A 19,517-nucleotide genomic window follows, 5' to 3' on the forward strand; every position below is an offset into this window, starting at 1 on the left:
AATACCTCGTTTCTTTATTCTCTTTATTGTAGCATTTTTTTTAATTTTTGACAAAAGTAAGAGGAGTCAAAGAACTCCCCACTACTCTTCTAAATGACTGAGTAAATTTTTTTCTTGGTTTTCAGATAAAAATCTTTCCTTTTGCGCTCTCTTCTTACGTTTGAGAAGGGCCTCAGCAGACATGGCTTCTTCTTTACTATCGAAACCTTGAGCATAGATGAGTTTTACTGGCAACCGAGCTCGTGTGTACTTGGCTCCCTTACCGCTATTGTGAACGGCGATTCTTTTTTTGACATCCGTTGTATAACCAGTATAGTAGGAACCATCCCGACACTCAACTACATACATATAAGCTTTATGATCCATAATAGATTTCTTGAATTTCTGGAGTATAGGAACCATCATCATTATGAACAATGAGTGGTGGCAGAACCTTAAAACCACTAGTGGAGCCATCCTTAATAGCCTCGATCAAAAGCATATTGGCTTCCTTCTCCCGTTTAGGGTAGACAAATTGCAGACGCTTTGGAGCTAAATTGTGTTGTTGAAGCGTTTCTAAAATATCTAACAAACGATCAGGACGGTGAACCATGGCTAGACGCCCGTTAGATTTGAGTATACTTTGGGCACTACGGCAAATTTCCTTAAGATTGGTCGTAATTTCATGCCGAGCCAACAAGTAGTGCTCACTCTCGTTCAGATTAGAATTTGGGTCCACCTTAAAATAGGGAGGATTGCACAAAATCAAATCAACCTTACTCCCCTGAATATAAGTAGGCATATTTTTCAAATCATCACAGATAACCTGCATCTGCTCTTCCAAGCTATTTAAACGGACTGATCGTTCAGCCATATCTGCCAGGCGTTCTTGGATTTCAACAGACAGAATTTTCGCCTTAGTACGACTACTGGCAAAAAGTCCAACAGCTCCATTACCCGCACAAAAATCCACTATCAAGCCATTTTTAGGAAAACGAGGAAAGCGTGACAAAAGTACACTATCCACCGAATAGCTGAAAACCTCTCTATTTTGAATAATCTTGATATCTGTAGAAAAGAGCTGATTGATTCTCTCTCCTGATTTTAATAATTCTTCTACCATAATTCTATTATATCAAACTATATTAACATTTCAAAAAAGAAGGATCAATTAGGAATTTTTCTTATTTAAATTAGAGATAGCTTCCTTGGTCCAGATAGGCATCATGCGAGCCAAAGGAGCAAAGCCGTATTTGACACGGTCACTTGAAAAACGTCTCCGTCTCGGTAACTGATGTTTCTCTTCTTCCAAAGTCCGAATAGAAAGACTTGCTTTCCCTGTATATTCGTCCAAATCGACAACCTGAACTTGAACTTCTTCACCGATTTTCAGTACATCATAGATATTCTCAATAAATCCTGTGCGAATTTCAGAAATATGAATCAAACCTGTGATACCAGTCTCTAGCTCCACAAAGGCTCCATAAGACTGAATCCCTGTAATTCGCCCTGTTAGCTTATCACCTATTTTCATCTTAGTCCTCGATTTCAATCGTTTCGATAACGACATCTTCAACTGGCTTGTCCATTGCACCTGTTTCTACACCTGCAATTGCATCCAGAACTTCATAAGAAGCTTCATCTGCAAGTTGACCGAATACAGTATGACGACGGTCTAGATGAGGAGTTCCACCTTGTTCTGCATAAATCTCCGCAATTGGTTCTGGCCAACCACCACGAGCAATTTCTTTCTTAGAATATGGCAAGTGTTGATTTTGCACGATAAAGAACTGGCTACCATTTGTATTTGGCCCAGCATTAGCCATAGAAAGGGCTCCGCGGATATTGTAAAGTTCTTCTGAAAACTCGTCCTCAAATGACTCACCATAGATTGATTCGCCACCCATACCAGTACCAGTTGGATCTCCACCTTGAATCATAAAGTCTTTAATAATACGGTGAAAAATTACCCCGTCATAGTAACCGTCTTTAGACAGAGCAATAAAGTTGGCAACTGTTTTTGGTGCATGTTCAGGGAAGAGCTTAATACGCAAGTCTCCGTGATTGGTCTTAATAGTCGCAATCGGACCTTCTACTGCTTCAATGTCTACTTGTGGAAACTGTAATTCTTTTTCTACCATACCAAATCCTTCTAAGGCATCGAAGATGCCATCTTCTTCTAATGTTTTTGTAATATAATCTGCTTTTTCTTTGATTTTGTCATGAGAAACACCCATAGCGACACTAATGCCTGCATAATCAAAGAGCTCTAAATCGTTAAGTCCGTCCCCAAAAACCATCACGTTCTCAGGTTTAAGACCTAAATGTTCTACAACTTTTGCTACACCAGCTGCTTTTGAACCTGAAATTGGTACCACATCTGACGAATGTTCATGCCAGCGTACCATACGCAAAGTCGATGCTAAACTTTCAGGCAAAGTCAGGTCATCTCCCTGATCCTCAAAAGTCCACATCTGATAGATGTCTTCTTTTTCATAAAAATCAGGATCAACATCCAAGTCAGGATAAATTGGATCAATGGCCTCACTAATCAACTCAGTTCTAGTGGAGAGTTTAGCAGTATGACTACCAACTAAACCATAGTCAATCCCCACTTCCTTAGTCCAAGCAATATAGCTTTCAACCTTATCTTTAGAGATTTTGTTACTATCAATCACATTGCCTTTTTTATCCTCAATATAGGCACCATTCAGAGTAACAAAAAAGTCAGGTTTAAGTTCGCGAATCTCTGGCACGACACCGAAAATCCCACGACCAGTCGCAATCCCAGTTAAAATACCTTTTTCACGCAATTGTTTAAAAACAGTTGGAATTGAGGTTGGGATAAAACCAGTCTTTGAGTTTCGCAAAGTATCATCAATATCAAAAAAAACAATCTTTATCTTTTTTGCCTTATATCTTAATTTCGCATCCATCTCATTACCTCCTTCAATTCACTCTTTCCATTATACCATAAAGTAGAGGAATCCCACATCCCCAATAAAATCCTTGTCTCTTATCCGAATTCCTTTACTAGATACAAAACCAAATCATCATTATTTTGGCTAGTTGCATTCATTTCCAAGGGTTGATTTCGATACCAGACACCTGTCCCATCTGGAATGTAGCCCCGTCTGATATACAATCTCTGGGCAGGGCCATAGCCTAAGTGCAAGCCTACACCAAGAGTGACCTTACTCGAAACAAACTTGACTCGTTTTTCTGCTTCTTCTAGCAGTTGATTCCCAATCCCTTGATTTCGAAAAGGCTCAAACACATTAAAATCTGATAATTCTGGATAGACTTCTGCAAAAGGACCATGTTTAGCAGAGGGCAAAATGGTAACGTAGCCCGCTACAACACCATCAATCTCTGCAACTAAGACTTCTCTCTCCCCACTTTCCTGTTCCAGAAAATATCTAGCCAAAATTTCCTCTCTACCAGGCCAACCTTGATTCATAAATCCATGAGATAAGGATTCAATATCAGACTTAATCATATTTCTAATCGTACAATTCATCTTTGACTTACCCACCTTTACTCTTTCTATTACCATTATAGCACGCCAAGGTCAGAAAAAAACTATCTCGTGAAAAAAGACCCAACCGGGTCTGGAAAAAGGAGGCCACTCGGAACTCAACTCGCTCTTTCATTTCAAAGCTCGTGAAAAAGAGATCCACCGGACCCAAACTCGCTCTCTCATTTCAAAGCTCGTGAAAAAGAGATCCACCGGACCCAAACTCGCTCTCTCATTTCAAAGCTCGTGAAAAAAAGACCCGTCGGGGTCTTAATTCGCTTTCTTGTTTTCAAGCTCATGAAAAAGAGGTCCACTGGACCTCTTTTTTAATCTTCGTTTACGAAAGGCATCAAAGCCATTACGCGAGCGCGTTTGATAGCTGTTGTTACTTTACGTTGGTTTTTAGCTGAAGTTCCTGTTACACGACGAGGAAGGATTTTCCCACGTTCTGAAACGAAACGGCTAAGAAGCTCAGTATCTTTGTAATCAACATATTCAATTTTGTTTGCTGCGATGTAATCAACTTTTTTACGGCGTTTGAATCCGCCACGACGTTGTTGAGCCATGTTTTTTTCTCCTTTATAGTATTAATTGTCCATTAGAATGGTAAATCATCATCTGAAATATCCAAAGGATTCGTTGTTCCGAATGGATTTTCATCACGTGAAAAGTCAGGTACTGATTGAGTAGGTGCTGAATAGTTTGAACTTGGTGCAGAATAAGATCCACCAGTATGTCCTTCACGCACACTACGGCTTTCCAACATTTGGAAATTCTCAGCCACGACTTCCGTCACGTAGACACGTTGTCCTTGCTGGTTATCGTAACTACGAGTCTGAATACGACCTGTCACCCCGATAAGTGAGCCTTTTTTAGCCCAATTAGCAAGATTCTCAGCCTGTTGGCGCCACATAACGACATTGATAAAATCAGCCTCACGTTCGCCATTTTGACTCTTAAATGTACGGTTTACTGCAAGAGTAAAAGTCGCAACTGCTACATTTGATGGGGTATAACGCAACTCAGCGTCACGAGTCATACGCCCTACAAGTACAACATTGTTAATCATAATCTACCTTCTTACGCGTCAGTTTTGACGATCATGTGACGAAGAATGTCAGCGTTGATTTTTGAAAGACGGTCAAACTCTTTAAGAGCTGCATCATCATTTGCTTCAACGTTAACGATGTGGTAAAGTCCTTCGCGGAAATCTTGGATTTCGTATGCAAGACGACGTTTTTCCCATGTTTTTGATTCAACAACAGTTGCACCGTTGTCAGTCAAGATAGAGTCAAAACGTGCTACCAAAGCGTTTTTCGCTTCTTCTTCAATGTTTGGACGAATGATATAAAGAATTTCGTATTTAGCCATTGATATGTTCCTCCTTTTGGTCTAATGACCCCAAGACATTGCAAGGGGTAAGTGAGGTTTGCTCACAATAAATTATTATACTAGAAAAAAATTTTTTTCGCAAGTAAAAACTGCTTCTATTTTATTTTTTACAGTTTTTTTGCAGAAGTTTGTGTAATTTCTTCAACCTGAATATTCTCAGATTCAAATTTCTGTTTAAAGGTAGCTAGATCAACCGTTCCCTCAATTTGAACTTCGATAACAATCTTACCATCTTTACGTGGAATATTAACAGTATGAGAGATATTAAGATTTTCCTCAACGATCAAAGAAACAATCTTACCAAGTACCCCAACTTCATTTTCTGTGATAAAACGAACACGGATTCCCTCTTCGCCATAACCAGAAATTTCAAGAAATGCTCTGAATACATCACGGTCAGTAATGACACCATAGACTTGTCCATTATCAATAACTGGCAAGATTCCAATCTTATTTTTCAGCATAAGGTAGGTTGCATCTTCCAAACTTGCATAACCTGAGACAGTTACAACATCACGAATCATGACGTCCTTTACTTTTGTTTTATTGAGCAAGTAATTCATCTCGAAGATTGAAAGACTCGTTGCTTTTGATGGACTGGCTTCAGCAATTGTTCCTTCTGTTACTAGACCAACTAATTTATCATTTTCAATAACAGGAAGACGATGCAAACCTTGTTCGCGCATCAAGTCTGCTGCATGTGCTACAGTCGTATCTGGGCTAATATATACGACCTTTCGTGTCATAAAATCTTTAACTGCCATAGGAATTCTCCTTTATGTTTATAGCTTTATTATACACTTTTTACGAAAATCAATCAAACGCTTTCATCTCTTTTTCAAGATTCTGAAAACTCTGAAATACTATAAAAAGAGCCCTAGATTAGAGCCCTCAATCTTATGATTATGTAATTTATTTGGTAATCTTTCCCGCGAACTAAAACAATCCACTGGTTCTGATGATTGCCAAGCAATCTCTATCCGCCGACTAAAAAGGTCCCCCGGACTAATGTAGATTGCTGGCGCAATCTTTATCTGCCGACTAAAACAATCCACTGGTTCTGATGATTGCCAAGCAATCTCTATCTGCCGACTAAAAAGGTCCCCCGGACCTTTTTAGCCACCTAGATATGCTTTTCTGACTTCGTCTGATGCTGCGAGTTCTTTACCTGTTCCTGAAAGAACGATTTTACCTGTTTCAAGAACATAGCCTCGATCTGCGATGGCTAGTGCTTTATTGGCATTTTGCTCGATCAAAAGAACAGTTGTCCCTTGTTTTTGAATATCTTGGATGATATCAAAAATTTCTTGGATGAAAATTGGTGCAAGCCCCATTGATGGTTCATCTAAGAGAAGAAGTTTAGGCGTTGACATAAGCGCACGTCCCATAGCAAGCATCTGTTGCTCACCACCAGAAAGGGTAGCTGCATCTTGGTTTTTACGTTCTTCCAGACGAGGGAAACGTGAAAAGACTTTCTTTAAATTTGCTTGATTCTCTTCACGATTTTTCTTAAGAAAGGCTCCCATCTCCAAGTTTTCCAAAACTGTCAAACCAGGGAAGACGTGACGTCCTTCTGGTACTTGAGAAAGTCCTGATGCCACAATTTTTTGTGCAGGCATCTTTTGGATTTCTTGTCCCAAAAATTCAATTTTACCAGAACTTGGGCGAACAAGTCCTGACAAGGTACGAAGGATGGTTGTTTTACCAGCCCCGTTGGCACCGATAAGGGAAACAACTTCTCCTTCGTTTACTTCAAAGCTCACATCACGTACAGCTTGAATCATACCGTAGTGTACTGAGAGGTTTTCAACTTTTAACATAGACATTAGGCTTCACCTCCTAGATAAGCTTCGATAACACGTTTATTACTCTTGATTTCATCTGGTGTTCCATGAGCAATCAAACGACCGTACTCAAGAACATAGATACGCTCAGTAACTTCCATAACCAAGTTCATATCATGTTCAATCAGCATAATAGTAATATTGAATTCATCCTTGATGCGACGAATCAACTCAGTCAATTCTGCAGTTTCTTGTGGATTCATACCCGCTGCAGGCTCATCCAAGAAAAGGATTTTAGGTTCTGTAGCAAGAGCACGAACAATTTCCAAACGACGTTGTTGACCATAGGCTAAATTTTTAGCGAGAGTTTCAGCATCTCCATCCAAATCAAAGATTTTTAGTAATTCTAAGGCTTTAGCTTTCAATTCTTTTTCATTCTTATAAAAAGCTGGCAAGCGCAAGAAACTCGCAAAAACATGTTGTTTATGATGGTTGCTAAATGCAATCAGAACGTTATCCAAAACTGTCAAGTCCTTAAAAAGGCGGATATTTTGGAAGGTACGCCCTAAACCAAGAGATGCGATTTTATAGGGTTGCTTGCCATTTAACAAGTGACCATCCAAGGTTACTGTCCCTTCGCTTGGTTCATAAACACCTGTCAATAAGTTGAAGAGGGTTGTTTTCCCAGCACCATTAGGTCCAATCAAACCAACAAGTTCACCTTCGTTCAATTCGAGAGTGACGTCCCCAACGGCTGTCAGACCACCAAAATGTTTGGTTAAATTTTTTACTTCAAGTAATGCCATTAGTTTTGTCCCTCCTTCTTACCTTTTTTAAAGAGACTTGATAGGCTCAATTCCCATGTCCCAAGAAGACCACCTGGTCTGAAGATCATAACGAGTACTAAGGCCAAAGCATAGATAATCATACGAACGCTAGCCACGTCTTGAAGGAGCATGTTCAAGATTCCAAGCACGATGGCAGCAACAATTGCCCCTGTAATGGATCCTAAACCACCAAATACAACGATAATCAAGACATTGATAGAGTTGATAAACGTATAATCTTTTGGTACGACTGATCCTATAAATCCTGACTGAAGAGTACCCGCGATACTTGCAGTAACAGCACCAAAAACAAAAGCAATGATTTTAATTTTTGTTGTATTTACCCCTACTGACTCAGCAGCAATCTCATCTTCACGAACTGATAAGGTTAAACGTCCGATAGGACTGCGAAGGAAATTGAGAGTAGCAATCGTTGTAATCACAGCAAAGAAATATACCATTTGCCAAGTTGTAAAGTTAGGAATCCCCAAAATACCAGCAGCACCGTTTGTAAGGCTTCCACCATTAATAATGAAGATACGAATAATTTCAGCAACACCAAGTGTCGCAACCGCAAGATAATCCCCTTTCAAACGTAGGGTAGGAATTCCAACGACCAAGGCAACCAAACCAGCAATAATGGCACCGAGCAACATAGCTCCAAAGAAAGCACCATATGTTGGAGATTTTGATCCGATAATGGCTGCTGCATAGGCACCAATAGCCATAAATCCAGCATGTCCAAGTGAAAACTGACCAGAGAACCCAACGATAAGGTTAAGACCTACTGCTAGAATAATGTTGATACCGATTTGTTCAATAATCTGAATATGGAAAAGGTTCAAGACTCCTACTGAAACCAATAGGCTAATCAAACCATATCCAAGCAACAAAAGGAATAACCATAGAATATTAACTTTTAAATTTTCTTTCATTGTTTACACCTTCTCTTTCACATTCTTACCGAGGATACCAGCTGGACGAACAATCAAGATTAAGAGCAAGATTCCATACACGATGGCATCACGGAAATCTGACATTCCGAAGGCGGTAGCAAATGTCTCCAAAAGACCAATAACAAAGCCACCCAGAGCTGCACCAGGGATGATTCCGATACCACCAAGAACGGCAGCAACGAAAGATTTAATACCTGGAGTCATTCCCATCAATGGTTCGAGAGAGTTGTAATAAAGGGCAATCAAGACACCTGCTGCTCCAGCCAAAGCTGAACCCAAAGCAAAGGTAAAGCTGATTGTACGGTTCACGTTAATCCCCATCAACTGAGCTGCGTCGCTATCTACAGAAACGGCACGCATAGCTTTCCCCATCTTGGTTTTTTGTACGATAAGTTGTAGAAGAACCATCAAAACAAGTGAGACAGTCAAAATCAACAATTGAATATTTGTTAGACTAATTGGTCCCAAGTCATAACGAACTGTTTGGATTGCTTGAGGGAAGGCACGTGTGTTAGCACCTACCAGATAGACCATCCCATACTCCAGTAAGAAGGATACCCCGATAGCTGTAATCAGTACAGAGATACGAGTTGAATGACGTAATGGACGATAAGCAAGAAACTCAATGATAACACCGAGAATTGCCGTTCCGATCATCGATAAGATCAAGGCAACAAAGAAATTTAATTGCAAGGAATTAATCAAAAAATAACCCATGAAAGCACCCATCATGTAAATATCACCGTGGGCAAAGTTAATGAGCTTGATAATTCCATAAACCATAGTATAACCTAGGGCTAGCAGTGCATAGACACTCCCCAAGATTAGACCATTGACAAGTTGTTGAAGCATATGGTTCACTCTTTCTAAGTTTTATTTTTTAGGATTTTTATAAAAAAATAATCCTTTCATAAACACCGAAACAGGGAGTGAGTAAAAGCTCATTCCCCATTTCCTGTATCTATAATTATGGTTTTACGACTTCTGCCGCTTCTACTTTACCATTATTCATGGTCATCATGAAGGCTGTTTTCACAGTATTGTGATCTGCATCAAAGCTTGTTTGACCTGTAACACCTTCGAAGTTTTGTGTTTTAGCAAGATTGTTCTTGATATCAACTGAAGTTTTAGCCCCTTTTGCTGCGTTAGCTACAAGGTAAACTGAGTCATAAGCAAGAGCTGCAAATGTTGAAGGATCTTCGTTGTATTTTGCACGGTAAGCTTCAAGGAAGGCTTTTGCTTTATCTGATACATCAACAGTAGTTGAGAATCCTGAGATGAAGTAGATATTTGATGCGCGTTCGGCTGTTGCTTGTTGAACAAACTCTGCACCGTTAAATCCGTCACCACCAATGATTGGTTTATCAATTCCCATACCACGAGCTTGGTTTACAATTTTACCAGCTTCTGTGTAGTAACCTGGCAATACGATTGCATCAAAGTCTTTATCTTTGATTTTTGTCAAAGCTGCTTGGAAATCAGTGTCACCTGATACAAACGTTTCATCTGCTACGATTTCGCCTGAGAATGAATCACGGAATGATTTTGCAATTCCTTTAGCGTAGTCGCTTGAGTTATCAGTATACAAGACAACTTTCTTAGCGTTCAACTTGGTTGTAACATAGTTAGAAATGATTTTCCCTTGGAAGCTATCTTGGAATGTTCCGATGAAAAGGAAATCTTGACCTTTTGTCAAACCATCTTGAGTAGCACTTGGAGAAATCAATGGAACCCCAGCTTGTGTAGCATTTGCTACTGCTGCTGCAGTTGCACCTGAAGTTGCAGGTCCTACGATTGCTGCTACTTTAGATTGAGTAACAAGGTTTGTTGAAACTGAAGCAGCTTCAGCAGTTTCAGATTTGTTATCTTTGTCTACTACTTCGATCTGTTTTCCATCGATACCACCTGCTGCGTTGATTTCATCAACTGCAAGTTGAGCACCCTTTTGCTCAGATGTACCGTAAGATGCTACAGCACCAGTTTCTTCAAAGTTGAAACCGATTTTAACGACTTTCTCATCTACTGGGTTACCAGTTGAGTTTGAAGCTCCTGACTTCACTTCTCCACAAGCTGCTAAAACAGCTACACTTGCAAGAGCTACAAGTGATAAGGCAAATTTTTTCTTCATGTTTATCTCCTTTTAATTTCTTAATTTAAATTACATGTTAAGAATATACCGAATTATCTGAAAATTGTCAACACATTTATCTTAATTTTTACATGATAACGTTTTCGCTATTTCTATAGAGACTACCAACAAAGGGAGTTTCCAATTCTTGGATATGACATCGTCGCACTTTTTTGATAAATCTCTCTTTTCCTAAACGGCTAACCACTTCTTCCACTTCTTCTGTTGGGACATACAGTTGCAGATAACGGTGTTTTTTAGAGTGGTAACAAATATCACCATAATGATCGAGTTTTTTTGCATCACGATTATAGTATAGGTAGATAATCAGACCAGACCGATTCTCTTTTTGAAACATATTACAACTTCCTTCTAATAATCTTCTTACTATTATATCAAAAAAAGCAAACTCAGTCGAGTTTGCTTCAAAAGATTAATTCAAAGAATTATTAGCCATGATTTCATCAATGAAACCATATTCAAGTGTTTCTTGAGCGCTCATCCAGTAATCACGTTCAGCATCTGCATGGATTTGCTCAACTGATTTACCAGAATTATCTGCAAGAATTTGCTCCAAAGTCTTACGAGTTTTAAGCAAGTGTTCAGCAGCAATCGCCATATCTGTTTGCTGTGTACCACCACCTGTACCACCCATCGGTTGGTGAATCATGTATTCTGCATTCGGAAGCATGAAACGTTTGCCCTTTGCTCCACTTGAGGCAATAATTGTTCCCATTGAAGCAGCCATCCCCATAACGATGGTTTGGACATCTGCCTTAATAAAGTTCATAGTATCAACGATTGCCAAACCAGCTGATACAGAACCACCAGGAGTATTTACATAAAGGTAAATATCTTTTGTACTATCTTGGGCATCCAAGAATAGCAATTGGGCGATAACTGAGTTTGCCATATTGTCTTCGACTGGTCCAGTCAACATGATGATACGATCTTTTAGAAGACGTGAGTAAATGTCATATGAACGTTCTCCACGACTTGTTTGTTCAATAACTACAGGAATCATTCATTTCTCCTTCTGATTTCAATTTTTCTTAGTCAAACGACTTGATACAGGACTATTATATCTTTTTGGTCAAAAAAGGTCAAATTTTTGCTCTATCCTAAAAACAGACACAAAAATTCAACCTCCTTTCTAGACTAAAACCAATGAACAGTTTTAGTTTATGCTTAGAATTTTACTTAGTTCCGAACAAACGGTCTCCAGCGTCACCAAGGCCTGGAACGATATAGCCATGTTCGTTCAAACGTTCATCCAAAGCTGCTGTAAAGATTTCTACATCTGGGTGAGCTTCTTGAAGAGCTTTTACACCTTCTGGAGCAGATACAAGGCAGACAAATTTGATGTTTGATGCTCCACGTTTTTTGAGGGAATCAACAGCCAAGATTGCAGAACCACCTGTTGCAAGCATAGGGTCAACCACAAAAATTTGACGTTGGTCGATATCTTCAGGTAATTTAACCAAGTATTCTACTGGTTGAAGAGTTTCTTCGTCACGGTACATACCAATATGTCCAACTTTGGCTGCTGGAACCAAGCTCAATAGCCCATCGACCATCCCGATACCTGCACGCAAGATTGGAACAATTGCCAATTTTTTACCAGCCAATTGTTTTTGAACTGTTTTTGTGATAGGTGTTTCGATTTCAACGTCTTCAAGCGGAAGATCACGAAGTACTTCATATCCCATCAACATAGCAATTTCATCTACTAACTCACGAAAAGCTTTTGTAGAAGTGTCTGTACGACGCAAGATTGACAATTTGTGTTGAATGAGTGGATGATTAATGACTTCAAGTTTTCCCATTTTCTGAATTCCTTCTTTCAATTTATTCTTCTTATTATATCAAAAAATGGTTTAAAAATCCTTCTAAACCATCTTTTTTTTTAATTTTTAAATCAAGTTAGCTTCTTGAAGAGCTGCTTGTACTGTCTCAAGTGGTAAATGGGTCAACTCGGTCCCTTTTTCACGATAGAGATACTGGGCGTAGTCGTCCATACGGTACTGGTTAATATAAACGACACGCTCACATCCTACCTGAAGCAATTGCTTGGTGCAGTTGAGACAAGGAAAATGAGTAACGTAAGCTGTAAATCCTTTTGGAACGCCACGTTCTGCTCCTTGTAAAATAGCATTAACCTCAGCATGAAGAGTGCGGACACAGTGGCCCTCAATCACCAAACAGTCATGGTCAATACAATGCTCCGTTCCTGATACAGAACCATTGTATCCTGTTGAAATCACCTTATTATCCTTGACTAAAACAGCTCCTACCTTAGCGCGTTTACAGGTTGAACGATTGGCAATCAATAGAGCTTGAGCAGCAAAATACTCATCCCAAGCCAGTCTTTTTTCTGTCATATCTTCTCTCCTCTTGGTTTATTTTTTGAAAAATGGTAGGCGTAAATCTGCAATTTTTTCAGCAGGAACCTTCATTCCATCCTTGATCCACTTAAGCAAAACTGATACGATGGCAGAACTCCAAAAAGAATGCAGGTAAGAGCTGACTCCTTTTGATTTTCCATAGTATTTTTCTAAAAATTCTTGCATGGCTTGCACAAAGATTTTTTCCAAGTGGTAGTCCAAGGCAAGCTGAATAACCTTAGCCTCTTTCTTGGCTTCTCTAAAGAGGCGAACCCAAACCAGATAGAGGTCCGTTTTAACATCGTAATGGCTCAATTGCTCCATAATGTTATGGACGCTTCGTTTAAAGACACTTTCTAAAATCTCTTCTTTGGAGTCATAGTTTCGATAAAAGGCTGCACGGGAAACACCAGCACGTTTGACCAACTCAGAAATGCTAATCTTTGTCAATTCCTTTTTCTCCAAAAGTTGCAAGAGAGCTGTTTCGATAGCTTCTCTGGTCAGTAAATTGGATTCTTGATTGGATTTTCTGAGATTTTCAAGTGAATTTTCAGAAATTCTTCGTTCGGCCATAACACTTCCTTTCTACTTGTGACAACAGAGTGACGAGACTTTTGTTTTAAGATTTTTCATGATATAATTGTAAAAAAAGACAGAACCTTTGTCAATGTATAAGTGATAAAGATGGAGAATTTCTATGACTTGGAAGATTGTAGCTGACTCTGGTTGTGATTATCGTCAACTGGCAAATCCAGCAATTGATACTGAATTCATCAGTGTTCCCTTAACCATTCAAGTGGCTGATCAAGTCTTTATTGACGATACTAGTCTTGATATTGACAAAATGATGAAAACCATGTATGCAACTTCTGAAGCTTCAAAATCAGCTTGTCCTAGCCCTGATGATTACTTGCGAGCATTTGAAGGGGCAAAACATATTTTTGTAGTGACCATTACCGGAACTCTTTCTGGTAGTCAAAACAGCGCTCAATTAGCTAAGAATCTCTATCTCGAAGAACATCCTGATACTCAGATTCATGTTATTGACAGCTTGTCTGCTGGTGGAGAAGTTGATCTAATCGTTGAGAAAATCAATGATTTGATTGACCAAGGACTTTCTTTTGAAGAAGTGGTTAATGCTATTACTGCTTACCAAGAAAAAACTAAGTTATTGTTCGTTCTCGCTAAGGTTGATAATCTGGTTAAGAATGGTCGCTTGAGTAAACTGATCGGTACAGTTGTTGGGCTCCTCAATATTCGTATGGTTGGGGAAGCAAGTGAAACTGGAACCTTGGAACTCCTCCAAAAGGCTCGTGGTGCTAAAAAATCTCTTCAAGCTGCCTATGAAGAGTTAATCAAAGCTGGCTATGCTGGTGGACGTATCGTCATGGCTCACCGCAGTAATGATAAATTCTGCCAACAGCTCTCAGAGCTCTTATGTGAAAAATTCCCACAAGCTGAAATCAAGATTATCCCAACCTCTGGACTCTGCAGTTTTTATGCAGAAGAGGGTGGACTCCTCATGGGATATGAAATTGACTAATTTATATAAGACAGAGGTCGGGATTCAATGTCCCGACCTCAATTTTTATCAGCAATTATCTTTTCTACTGTAGCTGAGTAGACTTTTGTACTGACAATTTCATCCTATCAATACATAAGTTTGAAGAAGACGCCGGTTTGATAAAGATTCACGGGACTAGATACTATCATGCAAAACTTGATCTATCGATTTCTGTCCCTCCGTCTTTTTTATGGTACAATACTTTTATGAAATATTTTGACACTATTGTAATCGGGGGAGGCCCGGCTGGTATGATGGCTACGATTTCAAGTAGCTTTTATGGGCAGAAAACCCTTCTCATTGAAAAAAATCGAAAACTTGGAAAAAAATTAGCTGGTACTGGTGGTGGTCGTTGCAACGTGACCAACAATGGAACTCTGGATGACCTACTGGCTGGAATACCTGGAAATGGCCGCTTTCTATACAGTGTCTTTTCCCAGTTTGACAACCATGATATCATCAACTTTTTTACTGAAAATGGCGTAAAACTCAAGGTCGAAGACCATGGCCGCGTCTTTCCAGCCAGTGACAAATCTCGGACCATTATCGAAGCACTGGAAAAGAAAATCATGGAGCTAGGTGGGCAAGTTGCCACTCAAACAGAGATTGTTTCAGTTAAAAAGATTGACGACCAGTTTGTCCTTAAGTCTACAGACCAGAGCTTTACTTGTGATAAACTCATCGTCACAACTGGTGGAAAATCCTATCCTTCTACTGGCTCTACTGGTTTTGGTCATGAGATTGCTCGCCATTTCAAACACACCATTACCGAGCTTGAGGCTGCTGAAAGTCCATTGTTGACTGATTTCCCGCATAAGGCCTTGCAGGGAATTTCCCTAGACGATGTGACCCTAAGCTATGGCAAGCATGTCATCACTCATGACCTGCTCTTTACCCACTTTGGTTTGTCAGGTCCTGCTGCGCTACGCATGTCTAGCTTTGTCAAGGGTGGGGAAATTCTCTCTCTAGATGTCTTGCCACAACTTTCAGAAGGTGACTTAGTTGACTTTTTAGAAGAGAACCGTGAAAAATCCTTGAAAAATGCCTTAAAAGCTTTACTCCCTGAACGCTTGGCAGAATTTTTTGTCCAAGGATATCCTGAAAAAGTCAAACAACTAACTGAAAGAGAACGCGACCAACTTCTCCAGTCTATCAAGGCACTCAAAATCCCTGTGACAGGAAAAATGTCCTTGGCTAAATCCTTTGTTACCAAAGGAGGTGTTAGTCTCAAGGAAATCAATCCTAAAACGCTGGAAAGCAAACTGGTTCCTGGACTTCACTTTGCAGGAGAAGTCCTAGATATCAACGCCCACACGGGTGGCTTTAACATCACTTCTGCCCTCTGTACTGGCTGGGTGGCAGGTTCAAACTTAATCTATAAATGATTTAGTATCTAAGGATGTTAGATAAGAAAGGAACTACTTTGGAACATATTATCTTACTAAGGGGAGTTACTCCTAATGGAAAAAATGCTATCCCTAAAATGTCTTATCTAGTAGATATCTTGATAGAAGCTGATTTTCAACACGTTCGAACCTATATTCAAAGTGGGAATATCATTCTTGAAAGTGACTTATCTCTGGAAGAAATACGAGAACAGGTTCACACTCTAATAAAAGAAAAAATCGGAGCCGACTTGAAAATGGTCATTAAAAATAAGAGTGATTTTACAAAAATTGTCCAAGAAAATCCGTTTGGAGAACACTATCTTTATGACCGTATACATATAATTCTTTTCCAGAATGCTATCCAAAGTCTACCATTTGAAAAATTGGATAGTGACTATGGTGAAGAAGAAATTTGTATCGGCAACCATTGTCTTTACCTCTATCTCCCTAGAACTGCAAAACGAAAAAAGCTTAATACCAACTATCTTGAAAAGCTGTTCGGCGTTGATCTGACCATGCGAAAGTTAAACGTGGTAGAAAAATTACTAACAAAATAGGAAAAATAAGATGAACAGAAGAGAATCAGTCGAATTTGTCAATATGTGCATGATTAAAAATGGAGACAAGGTTCTGGTCCAAGACCGAGTTAGTCCTGACTGGCCTGGCATTACTTTTCCTGGCGGCCATGTTGAACGTGGCGAATCCTTTGTCGATGCCGTTATTCGTGAAGTGGAGGAAGAAACTGGTTTGACCATTTCTAACCCCAAACTCTGTGGGATCAAAGACTGGTATGACGACGAAGATTATCGCTATGTTGTCCTCTTTTACAAAACTGAACACTTTACTGGGGAGCTCCAATCTTCAGACGAAGGAAAAGTCTGGTGGGAGGATTTTGAAAATCTATCTCATCTTAAACTGGCTACTGAGGATATGTCTGATATGCTTCGTGTTTTTTTGGAAGAAGACCTCAGTGAGTTCTTTTACTCTAAGGATGGGGAAGACTGGTCTTACCAACTCAAATAACAGTAAATCGGCAGAGGTATCTCCGCCGATTTTTAGCTTGTCTAATCTTCAAGCTAGGTCTGTGTCCTCCTACTAATACTCAATGAAAATCAAAGAGCAAACTAGAAAGCTAGCCGCAGGCTTTACTTGAGTATGGCAAGGTGAAGCTGACGTGGTTTGAAGAGATTTTCGAAGAGTATAAATTTCTGTTACTGACTTTGTCAGCCTTAGCTTAGTCTTTGAGCTTTATCGAGTTTGTGTGCTTACATAGTAGGCAATGACGTCTGATGTGTACTGGGCTGTTCCAGTTCCAAATTTGTCAATATTTTCCTTAAACTCTGGATTATAGACATAGCCTTTTCCGATATGACCAAAGACCTCGATAGAGCAGTCAAATCCATAAGTACGGATGGCTTGCAAGAGTTTACCTGCTTCTTCTTGGTTTTCAGATGCTGTTATCGGTAGACCATCTTTGAGATTTTGAGCTAAGCTTTGAAAGACTTGATTAAAGGCTGTTGTAGCTTCATCCTCTCGTCCTTTTTGACGCTCGAGAGCCTGGTCCATGACTTCCTGGCCATATTTCTCTACTGCCTCTTGGTGGTATTTTTGATTGTCTTGATAGCTAAATCCAGTGAATTTTTCTTGAATGGTCATTTTTATTTCTCCTTTTTGTTCTTGAATGGTTTTTTGTAAGGTTGAAATTAAGGTATCCAGATGTTGTCTTTCTCGAGTCAGGTAATCCAACTGTCTCGTCAAATGTGGTAACAAGTTCATCTTTTCTTCCTTCAATAGCTCTGCTATTTTTTCTAAAGAAAAACCTAGATACTTGTAATAAAGGATAACCTGAAGTCGTTCTAAATCTTCTTGACTGTAGGTTCGATAGCCATTTTCTGACTTTAATGGGACCAAGAGTCCTATCTTATCATAATGGTAAAGTGTTTTGATAGAAACGCCTGAAAGCTGCGCAGCTTCTTTGATATGGTACATGATTTCCTCCTCACATAAATAGTATATACCCTCCCCTTTGGGGAGAGTCAAGTATTTTATTAAGATTTATGAAAACGTAAAATTGATTTTCTTGACAGACTTCAAAAATCATGATAGGATAATCAAGTCTATCAATCAAATAAAAAGCTCATAAAGAGTCATTGAGAGAAGGCTATTTGACAACTCAAGTAGCCTTTTCTTATTTTAAAAAATAGATCGGAGTTTTACTATGTCTGAAAAATCGCAATGGGGCTCGAAACTGGGCTTCATCCTTGCGTCTGCTGGTTCTGCTATTGGTCTTGGAGCTGTTTGGAAGTTTCCATACATGACTGCAGCCAATGGTGGAGGAGGATTTTTACTGGTCTTTCTCATCTCAACGATTTTAATTGGTTTCCCACTTTTGCTCGCTGAATTTGCCCTCGGTCGGAGCGCTGGCGTGTCAGCAATCAAAACCTTTGGAAAATTGGGCGATAACAAGAACTACAATTTTATCGGTTGGATCGGTGCCTTTGCCCTTTTCATCCTCTTATCCTTTTACAGTGTTATTGGAGGATGGGTTTTAGTCTATCTAGGTATCGCTATTGCTAAAGCCTTCCAAGTTGGGATTAGCAGTGATTATGCCCAGCTCTTCACAGACATTATTTCAAATCCATGGATTGCTCTTGGTTCCCAATCCCTCTTCATCTTCCTCAACATCTTTATCGTATCTAAGGGAGTTCAAAAAGGGATTGAAAGAGCATCGAAAGTTATGATGCCCCTGCTCTTTATCATCTTTGTCAATATCATTGGGCGCTCTCTCAGCTTGCCAAATGCCATGGAAGGTGTAGTTTACTTCCTCAAACCTGACTTTTTAAAACTGACAAGTGCTGGACTCCTCTATGCTCTGGGACAATCTTTCTTTGCATTATCCCTCGGGGTTACAGCCATGTTGACCTATGCTTCTTACTTGGATAAGAAAACCAATCTGGTCCAATCAGGTATGTCCATCGTTGCCATGAACATCTCTGTATCCATCATGGCAGGATTAGCCATTTTCCCAGCTATGTCAGCCTTTAACATCCAGTCTGAAGGTGGTCCAAGTCTCCTCTTTATTGTCTTGCCACAACTCTTTGACAAGATGCCTTTTGGAAGTATTTTCTACATCCTCTTCCTCTTGCTCTTCCTCTTTGCGACAGTCACTTCTTCTGTCGTGATGCTGGAAATCAATGTAGGAAACATCACCAACCAAGACAATCGTAAGCGTGCCAAGTGGAGTATGATTTTAGGGGTTTTGACTTTTGTATTTGGTATCCCCTCAGCCCTATCCTATGGTGTCATGGCAGACGTTCAAATCTTTGGGAAGACCTTCTTTGATGCTATGGACTTTTTGGTTTCTAATCTCCTCATGCCCTTTGGTGCCCTCTGCTTGTCTCTCTTTACAGGCTATGTCTTCAAAAAAGCATTGGCTATGGAGGAACTCCATCTTGATGAAACACCGTGGAAACAAGGACTTTTCCAAGTCTGGCTCTTCCTTCTTCGTTTTATCATCCCAATCATAATCATCGTGGTCTTTATCGCCCAGTTTATGTAACTATAAAAAAGGACTTGAGTAATGAACTCAGGTCCTTTC

Annotated in this window: 25 protein-coding genes; 5 read left to right on the forward strand and 20 right to left on the reverse strand. The window is 39.6% G+C overall.

Annotated elements, in window-relative coordinates; genetic code table 11:
- Window positions 1-81: 81 nt before the first annotated feature.
- The 19 genes from AAFQ93_RS08755 to AAFQ93_RS08845 all read right to left on the reverse strand — a co-directional run bounded on the left by AAFQ93_RS08755 (window position 82) and on the right by AAFQ93_RS08845 (window position 13,540).
- Entirely contained in the window at window positions 82-366 is a 285-nt protein-coding gene (locus AAFQ93_RS08755; RefSeq protein WP_153225543.1) for a GIY-YIG nuclease family protein, read from the reverse strand.
- A complete protein-coding gene (locus AAFQ93_RS08760) occupies window positions 356-1,105 on the reverse strand; it encodes a tRNA1(Val) (adenine(37)-N6)-methyltransferase (protein ID WP_375555784.1) in 750 nt (249 codons plus the stop codon). Before AAFQ93_RS08760 ends, AAFQ93_RS08755 begins: the two co-directional genes overlap by 11 nt.
- Before the next feature lie 45 nt (window positions 1,106-1,150).
- The gene (locus tag AAFQ93_RS08765; RefSeq protein WP_281334780.1) at window positions 1,151-1,513 is read right to left on the reverse strand and encodes a S1 RNA-binding domain-containing protein; all 363 of its coding nucleotides are present in this window, start codon (window positions 1,511-1,513) and stop codon (window positions 1,151-1,153) included.
- 1 nt (window position 1,514) lies between these two features.
- A complete protein-coding gene (locus AAFQ93_RS08770) occupies window positions 1,515-2,915 on the reverse strand; it encodes a bifunctional Cof-type HAD-IIB family hydrolase/peptidylprolyl isomerase (RefSeq protein ID WP_375555211.1) in 1,401 nt (466 codons plus the stop codon).
- A gap of 80 nt (window positions 2,916-2,995) precedes the next feature.
- Window positions 2,996-3,499, reverse strand: a complete 504-nt coding sequence (locus tag AAFQ93_RS08775; RefSeq protein WP_006152325.1) for a GNAT family N-acetyltransferase — start codon at window positions 3,497-3,499, stop codon at window positions 2,996-2,998.
- Between the two features lie 323 nt (window positions 3,500-3,822).
- Window positions 3,823-4,062 carry a 30S ribosomal protein S18 gene (gene rpsR / locus AAFQ93_RS08780; RefSeq protein ID WP_000068664.1) on the reverse strand — a complete coding sequence of 80 codons (240 nt, stop codon included), beginning with the start codon at window positions 4,060-4,062 and terminating at the stop codon, window positions 3,823-3,825.
- Window positions 4,063-4,094: 32 nt separating this feature from the next.
- Complete coding sequence (ssbA, locus tag AAFQ93_RS08785) at window positions 4,095-4,565, reverse strand: single-stranded DNA-binding protein SsbA (RefSeq protein ID WP_223139991.1); 471 nt, start codon at window positions 4,563-4,565, stop codon at window positions 4,095-4,097.
- A gap of 11 nt (window positions 4,566-4,576) precedes the next feature.
- Window positions 4,577-4,867: a 30S ribosomal protein S6 gene (gene rpsF, locus AAFQ93_RS08790; protein WP_001151786.1), complete on the reverse strand. Its 291-nt coding sequence runs from the start codon at window positions 4,865-4,867 to the stop codon at window positions 4,577-4,579.
- Window positions 4,868-4,995: 128 nt separating this feature from the next.
- Window positions 4,996-5,652, reverse strand: a complete 657-nt coding sequence (locus tag AAFQ93_RS08795; protein ID WP_223139992.1) for a CBS domain-containing protein — start codon at window positions 5,650-5,652, stop codon at window positions 4,996-4,998.
- A 351-nt stretch (window positions 5,653-6,003) separates the two neighbouring features.
- On the reverse strand, window positions 6,004-6,714 hold the full coding sequence (locus AAFQ93_RS08800; protein ID WP_000062222.1) for an ABC transporter ATP-binding protein: 711 nt from the start codon (window positions 6,712-6,714) through the stop codon (window positions 6,004-6,006).
- Entirely contained in the window at window positions 6,714-7,478 is a 765-nt protein-coding gene (locus tag AAFQ93_RS08805) for an ABC transporter ATP-binding protein (RefSeq protein ID WP_049503117.1), read from the reverse strand. The genes AAFQ93_RS08800 and AAFQ93_RS08805 overlap by 1 nt, the downstream gene beginning before the upstream one ends.
- Window positions 7,478-8,434, reverse strand: a complete 957-nt coding sequence (locus tag AAFQ93_RS08810; RefSeq protein ID WP_223139993.1) for a branched-chain amino acid ABC transporter permease — start codon at window positions 8,432-8,434, stop codon at window positions 7,478-7,480. The genes AAFQ93_RS08805 and AAFQ93_RS08810 overlap by 1 nt, the downstream gene beginning before the upstream one ends.
- A gap of 3 nt (window positions 8,435-8,437) precedes the next feature.
- Window positions 8,438-9,307 carry a branched-chain amino acid ABC transporter permease gene (locus AAFQ93_RS08815; RefSeq protein WP_000941435.1) on the reverse strand — a complete coding sequence of 290 codons (870 nt, stop codon included), beginning with the start codon at window positions 9,305-9,307 and terminating at the stop codon, window positions 8,438-8,440.
- A gap of 115 nt (window positions 9,308-9,422) precedes the next feature.
- Window positions 9,423-10,583, reverse strand: a complete 1,161-nt coding sequence (locus AAFQ93_RS08820; RefSeq protein ID WP_223139994.1) for an ABC transporter substrate-binding protein — start codon at window positions 10,581-10,583, stop codon at window positions 9,423-9,425.
- Window positions 10,584-10,671: 88 nt separating this feature from the next.
- Entirely contained in the window at window positions 10,672-10,941 is a 270-nt protein-coding gene (locus AAFQ93_RS08825) for a DUF2129 domain-containing protein (protein ID WP_045763243.1), read from the reverse strand.
- Between the two features lie 75 nt (window positions 10,942-11,016).
- The gene (clpP, locus tag AAFQ93_RS08830; RefSeq protein WP_000613459.1) at window positions 11,017-11,607 is read right to left on the reverse strand and encodes an ATP-dependent Clp protease proteolytic subunit ClpP; all 591 of its coding nucleotides are present in this window, start codon (window positions 11,605-11,607) and stop codon (window positions 11,017-11,019) included.
- 172 nt (window positions 11,608-11,779) lie between these two features.
- Window positions 11,780-12,409: a uracil phosphoribosyltransferase gene (gene upp, locus AAFQ93_RS08835; RefSeq protein ID WP_000517029.1), complete on the reverse strand. Its 630-nt coding sequence runs from the start codon at window positions 12,407-12,409 to the stop codon at window positions 11,780-11,782.
- Window positions 12,410-12,496: 87 nt separating this feature from the next.
- Window positions 12,497-12,964, reverse strand: a complete 468-nt coding sequence (locus AAFQ93_RS08840; RefSeq protein WP_000136981.1) for a deaminase — start codon at window positions 12,962-12,964, stop codon at window positions 12,497-12,499.
- Between the two features lie 18 nt (window positions 12,965-12,982).
- Entirely contained in the window at window positions 12,983-13,540 is a 558-nt protein-coding gene (locus tag AAFQ93_RS08845; RefSeq protein ID WP_000840875.1) for a TetR/AcrR family transcriptional regulator, read from the reverse strand.
- Window positions 13,541-13,664: 124 nt separating this feature from the next.
- Between AAFQ93_RS08845 and AAFQ93_RS08850 the strand changes: the two genes are divergently transcribed.
- The 4 genes from AAFQ93_RS08850 (at window position 13,665) to AAFQ93_RS08865 (ending at window position 16,942) form a co-directional block, all read left to right on the forward strand.
- Window positions 13,665-14,510 (forward strand): DegV family protein, encoded by an 846-nt coding sequence (locus AAFQ93_RS08850; RefSeq protein WP_375555212.1) that lies wholly within the window; start codon window positions 13,665-13,667, stop codon window positions 14,508-14,510.
- A 227-nt stretch (window positions 14,511-14,737) separates the two neighbouring features.
- Complete coding sequence (locus AAFQ93_RS08855; protein ID WP_375555213.1) at window positions 14,738-15,916, forward strand: NAD(P)/FAD-dependent oxidoreductase; 1,179 nt, start codon at window positions 14,738-14,740, stop codon at window positions 15,914-15,916.
- A 38-nt stretch (window positions 15,917-15,954) separates the two neighbouring features.
- A complete protein-coding gene (locus AAFQ93_RS08860) occupies window positions 15,955-16,476 on the forward strand; it encodes a DUF1697 domain-containing protein (RefSeq protein ID WP_375555786.1) in 522 nt (173 codons plus the stop codon).
- A 10-nt stretch (window positions 16,477-16,486) separates the two neighbouring features.
- Entirely contained in the window at window positions 16,487-16,942 is a 456-nt protein-coding gene (locus AAFQ93_RS08865) for an 8-oxo-dGTP diphosphatase (RefSeq protein ID WP_375555214.1), read from the forward strand.
- Window positions 16,943-17,167: 225 nt separating this feature from the next.
- On the opposite strand, the gene AAFQ93_RS08870 is transcribed toward AAFQ93_RS08865, so the two are convergent.
- Entirely contained in the window at window positions 17,168-17,908 is a 741-nt protein-coding gene (locus tag AAFQ93_RS08870) for a MerR family transcriptional regulator (RefSeq protein ID WP_375555215.1), read from the reverse strand.
- Between the two features lie 229 nt (window positions 17,909-18,137).
- Between AAFQ93_RS08870 and AAFQ93_RS08875 the strand changes: the two genes are divergently transcribed.
- The gene (locus AAFQ93_RS08875; protein WP_223140000.1) at window positions 18,138-19,478 is read left to right on the forward strand and encodes a sodium-dependent transporter; all 1,341 of its coding nucleotides are present in this window, start codon (window positions 18,138-18,140) and stop codon (window positions 19,476-19,478) included.
- The last annotated feature ends 39 nt before the right edge of the window (window positions 19,479-19,517 follow it).

Source organism: Streptococcus nidrosiense (assembly GCF_042140045.1).
Lineage (GTDB): Bacteria > Bacillota > Bacilli > Lactobacillales > Streptococcaceae > Streptococcus > Streptococcus nidrosiense.

What these genes read in the sequence shown, in the direction of transcription:
- AAFQ93_RS08845 (WP_000840875.1), bottom strand. Translation starts at nt 13,540, where the DNA reads ATGGCCGAACGAAGAATTTCTGAAAATTCACTTGAAAATCTCAGAAAA.
- AAFQ93_RS08820 (WP_223139994.1), bottom strand. Translation starts at nt 10,583, where the DNA reads ATGAAGAAAAAATTTGCCTTATCACTTGTAGCTCTTGCAAGTGTAGCT.
- AAFQ93_RS08875 (WP_223140000.1), top strand. Translation starts at nt 18,138, where the DNA reads ATGTCTGAAAAATCGCAATGGGGCTCGAAACTGGGCTTCATCCTTGCG.
- AAFQ93_RS08755 (WP_153225543.1), bottom strand. Translation starts at nt 366, where the DNA reads ATGGATCATAAAGCTTATATGTATGTAGTTGAGTGTCGGGATGGTTCC.
- AAFQ93_RS08805 (WP_049503117.1), bottom strand. Translation starts at nt 7,478, where the DNA reads ATGGCATTACTTGAAGTAAAAAATTTAACCAAACATTTTGGTGGTCTG.
- clpP (WP_000613459.1), bottom strand. Translation starts at nt 11,607, where the DNA reads ATGATTCCTGTAGTTATTGAACAAACAAGTCGTGGAGAACGTTCATAT.
- AAFQ93_RS08870 (WP_375555215.1), bottom strand. Translation starts at nt 17,908, where the DNA reads ATGTACCATATCAAAGAAGCTGCGCAGCTTTCAGGCGTTTCTATCAAA.
- AAFQ93_RS08855 (WP_375555213.1), top strand. Translation starts at nt 14,738, where the DNA reads ATGAAATATTTTGACACTATTGTAATCGGGGGAGGCCCGGCTGGTATG.
- upp (WP_000517029.1), bottom strand. Translation starts at nt 12,409, where the DNA reads ATGGGAAAACTTGAAGTCATTAATCATCCACTCATTCAACACAAATTG.
- AAFQ93_RS08865 (WP_375555214.1), top strand. Translation starts at nt 16,487, where the DNA reads ATGAACAGAAGAGAATCAGTCGAATTTGTCAATATGTGCATGATTAAA.
- ssbA (WP_223139991.1), bottom strand. Translation starts at nt 4,565, where the DNA reads ATGATTAACAATGTTGTACTTGTAGGGCGTATGACTCGTGACGCTGAG.
- AAFQ93_RS08795 (WP_223139992.1), bottom strand. Translation starts at nt 5,652, where the DNA reads ATGGCAGTTAAAGATTTTATGACACGAAAGGTCGTATATATTAGCCCA.
- AAFQ93_RS08810 (WP_223139993.1), bottom strand. Translation starts at nt 8,434, where the DNA reads ATGAAAGAAAATTTAAAAGTTAATATTCTATGGTTATTCCTTTTGTTG.
- AAFQ93_RS08770 (WP_375555211.1), bottom strand. Translation starts at nt 2,915, where the DNA reads ATGGATGCGAAATTAAGATATAAGGCAAAAAAGATAAAGATTGTTTTT.
- rpsR (WP_000068664.1), bottom strand. Translation starts at nt 4,062, where the DNA reads ATGGCTCAACAACGTCGTGGCGGATTCAAACGCCGTAAAAAAGTTGAT.
- rpsF (WP_001151786.1), bottom strand. Translation starts at nt 4,867, where the DNA reads ATGGCTAAATACGAAATTCTTTATATCATTCGTCCAAACATTGAAGAA.
- AAFQ93_RS08800 (WP_000062222.1), bottom strand. Translation starts at nt 6,714, where the DNA reads ATGTCTATGTTAAAAGTTGAAAACCTCTCAGTACACTACGGTATGATT.
- AAFQ93_RS08825 (WP_045763243.1), bottom strand. Translation starts at nt 10,941, where the DNA reads ATGTTTCAAAAAGAGAATCGGTCTGGTCTGATTATCTACCTATACTAT.
- AAFQ93_RS08815 (WP_000941435.1), bottom strand. Translation starts at nt 9,307, where the DNA reads ATGCTTCAACAACTTGTCAATGGTCTAATCTTGGGGAGTGTCTATGCA.
- AAFQ93_RS08850 (WP_375555212.1), top strand. Translation starts at nt 13,665, where the DNA reads ATGACTTGGAAGATTGTAGCTGACTCTGGTTGTGATTATCGTCAACTG.
- AAFQ93_RS08840 (WP_000136981.1), bottom strand. Translation starts at nt 12,964, where the DNA reads ATGACAGAAAAAAGACTGGCTTGGGATGAGTATTTTGCTGCTCAAGCT.
- AAFQ93_RS08775 (WP_006152325.1), bottom strand. Translation starts at nt 3,499, where the DNA reads ATGAATTGTACGATTAGAAATATGATTAAGTCTGATATTGAATCCTTA.
- AAFQ93_RS08765 (WP_281334780.1), bottom strand. Translation starts at nt 1,513, where the DNA reads ATGAAAATAGGTGATAAGCTAACAGGGCGAATTACAGGGATTCAGTCT.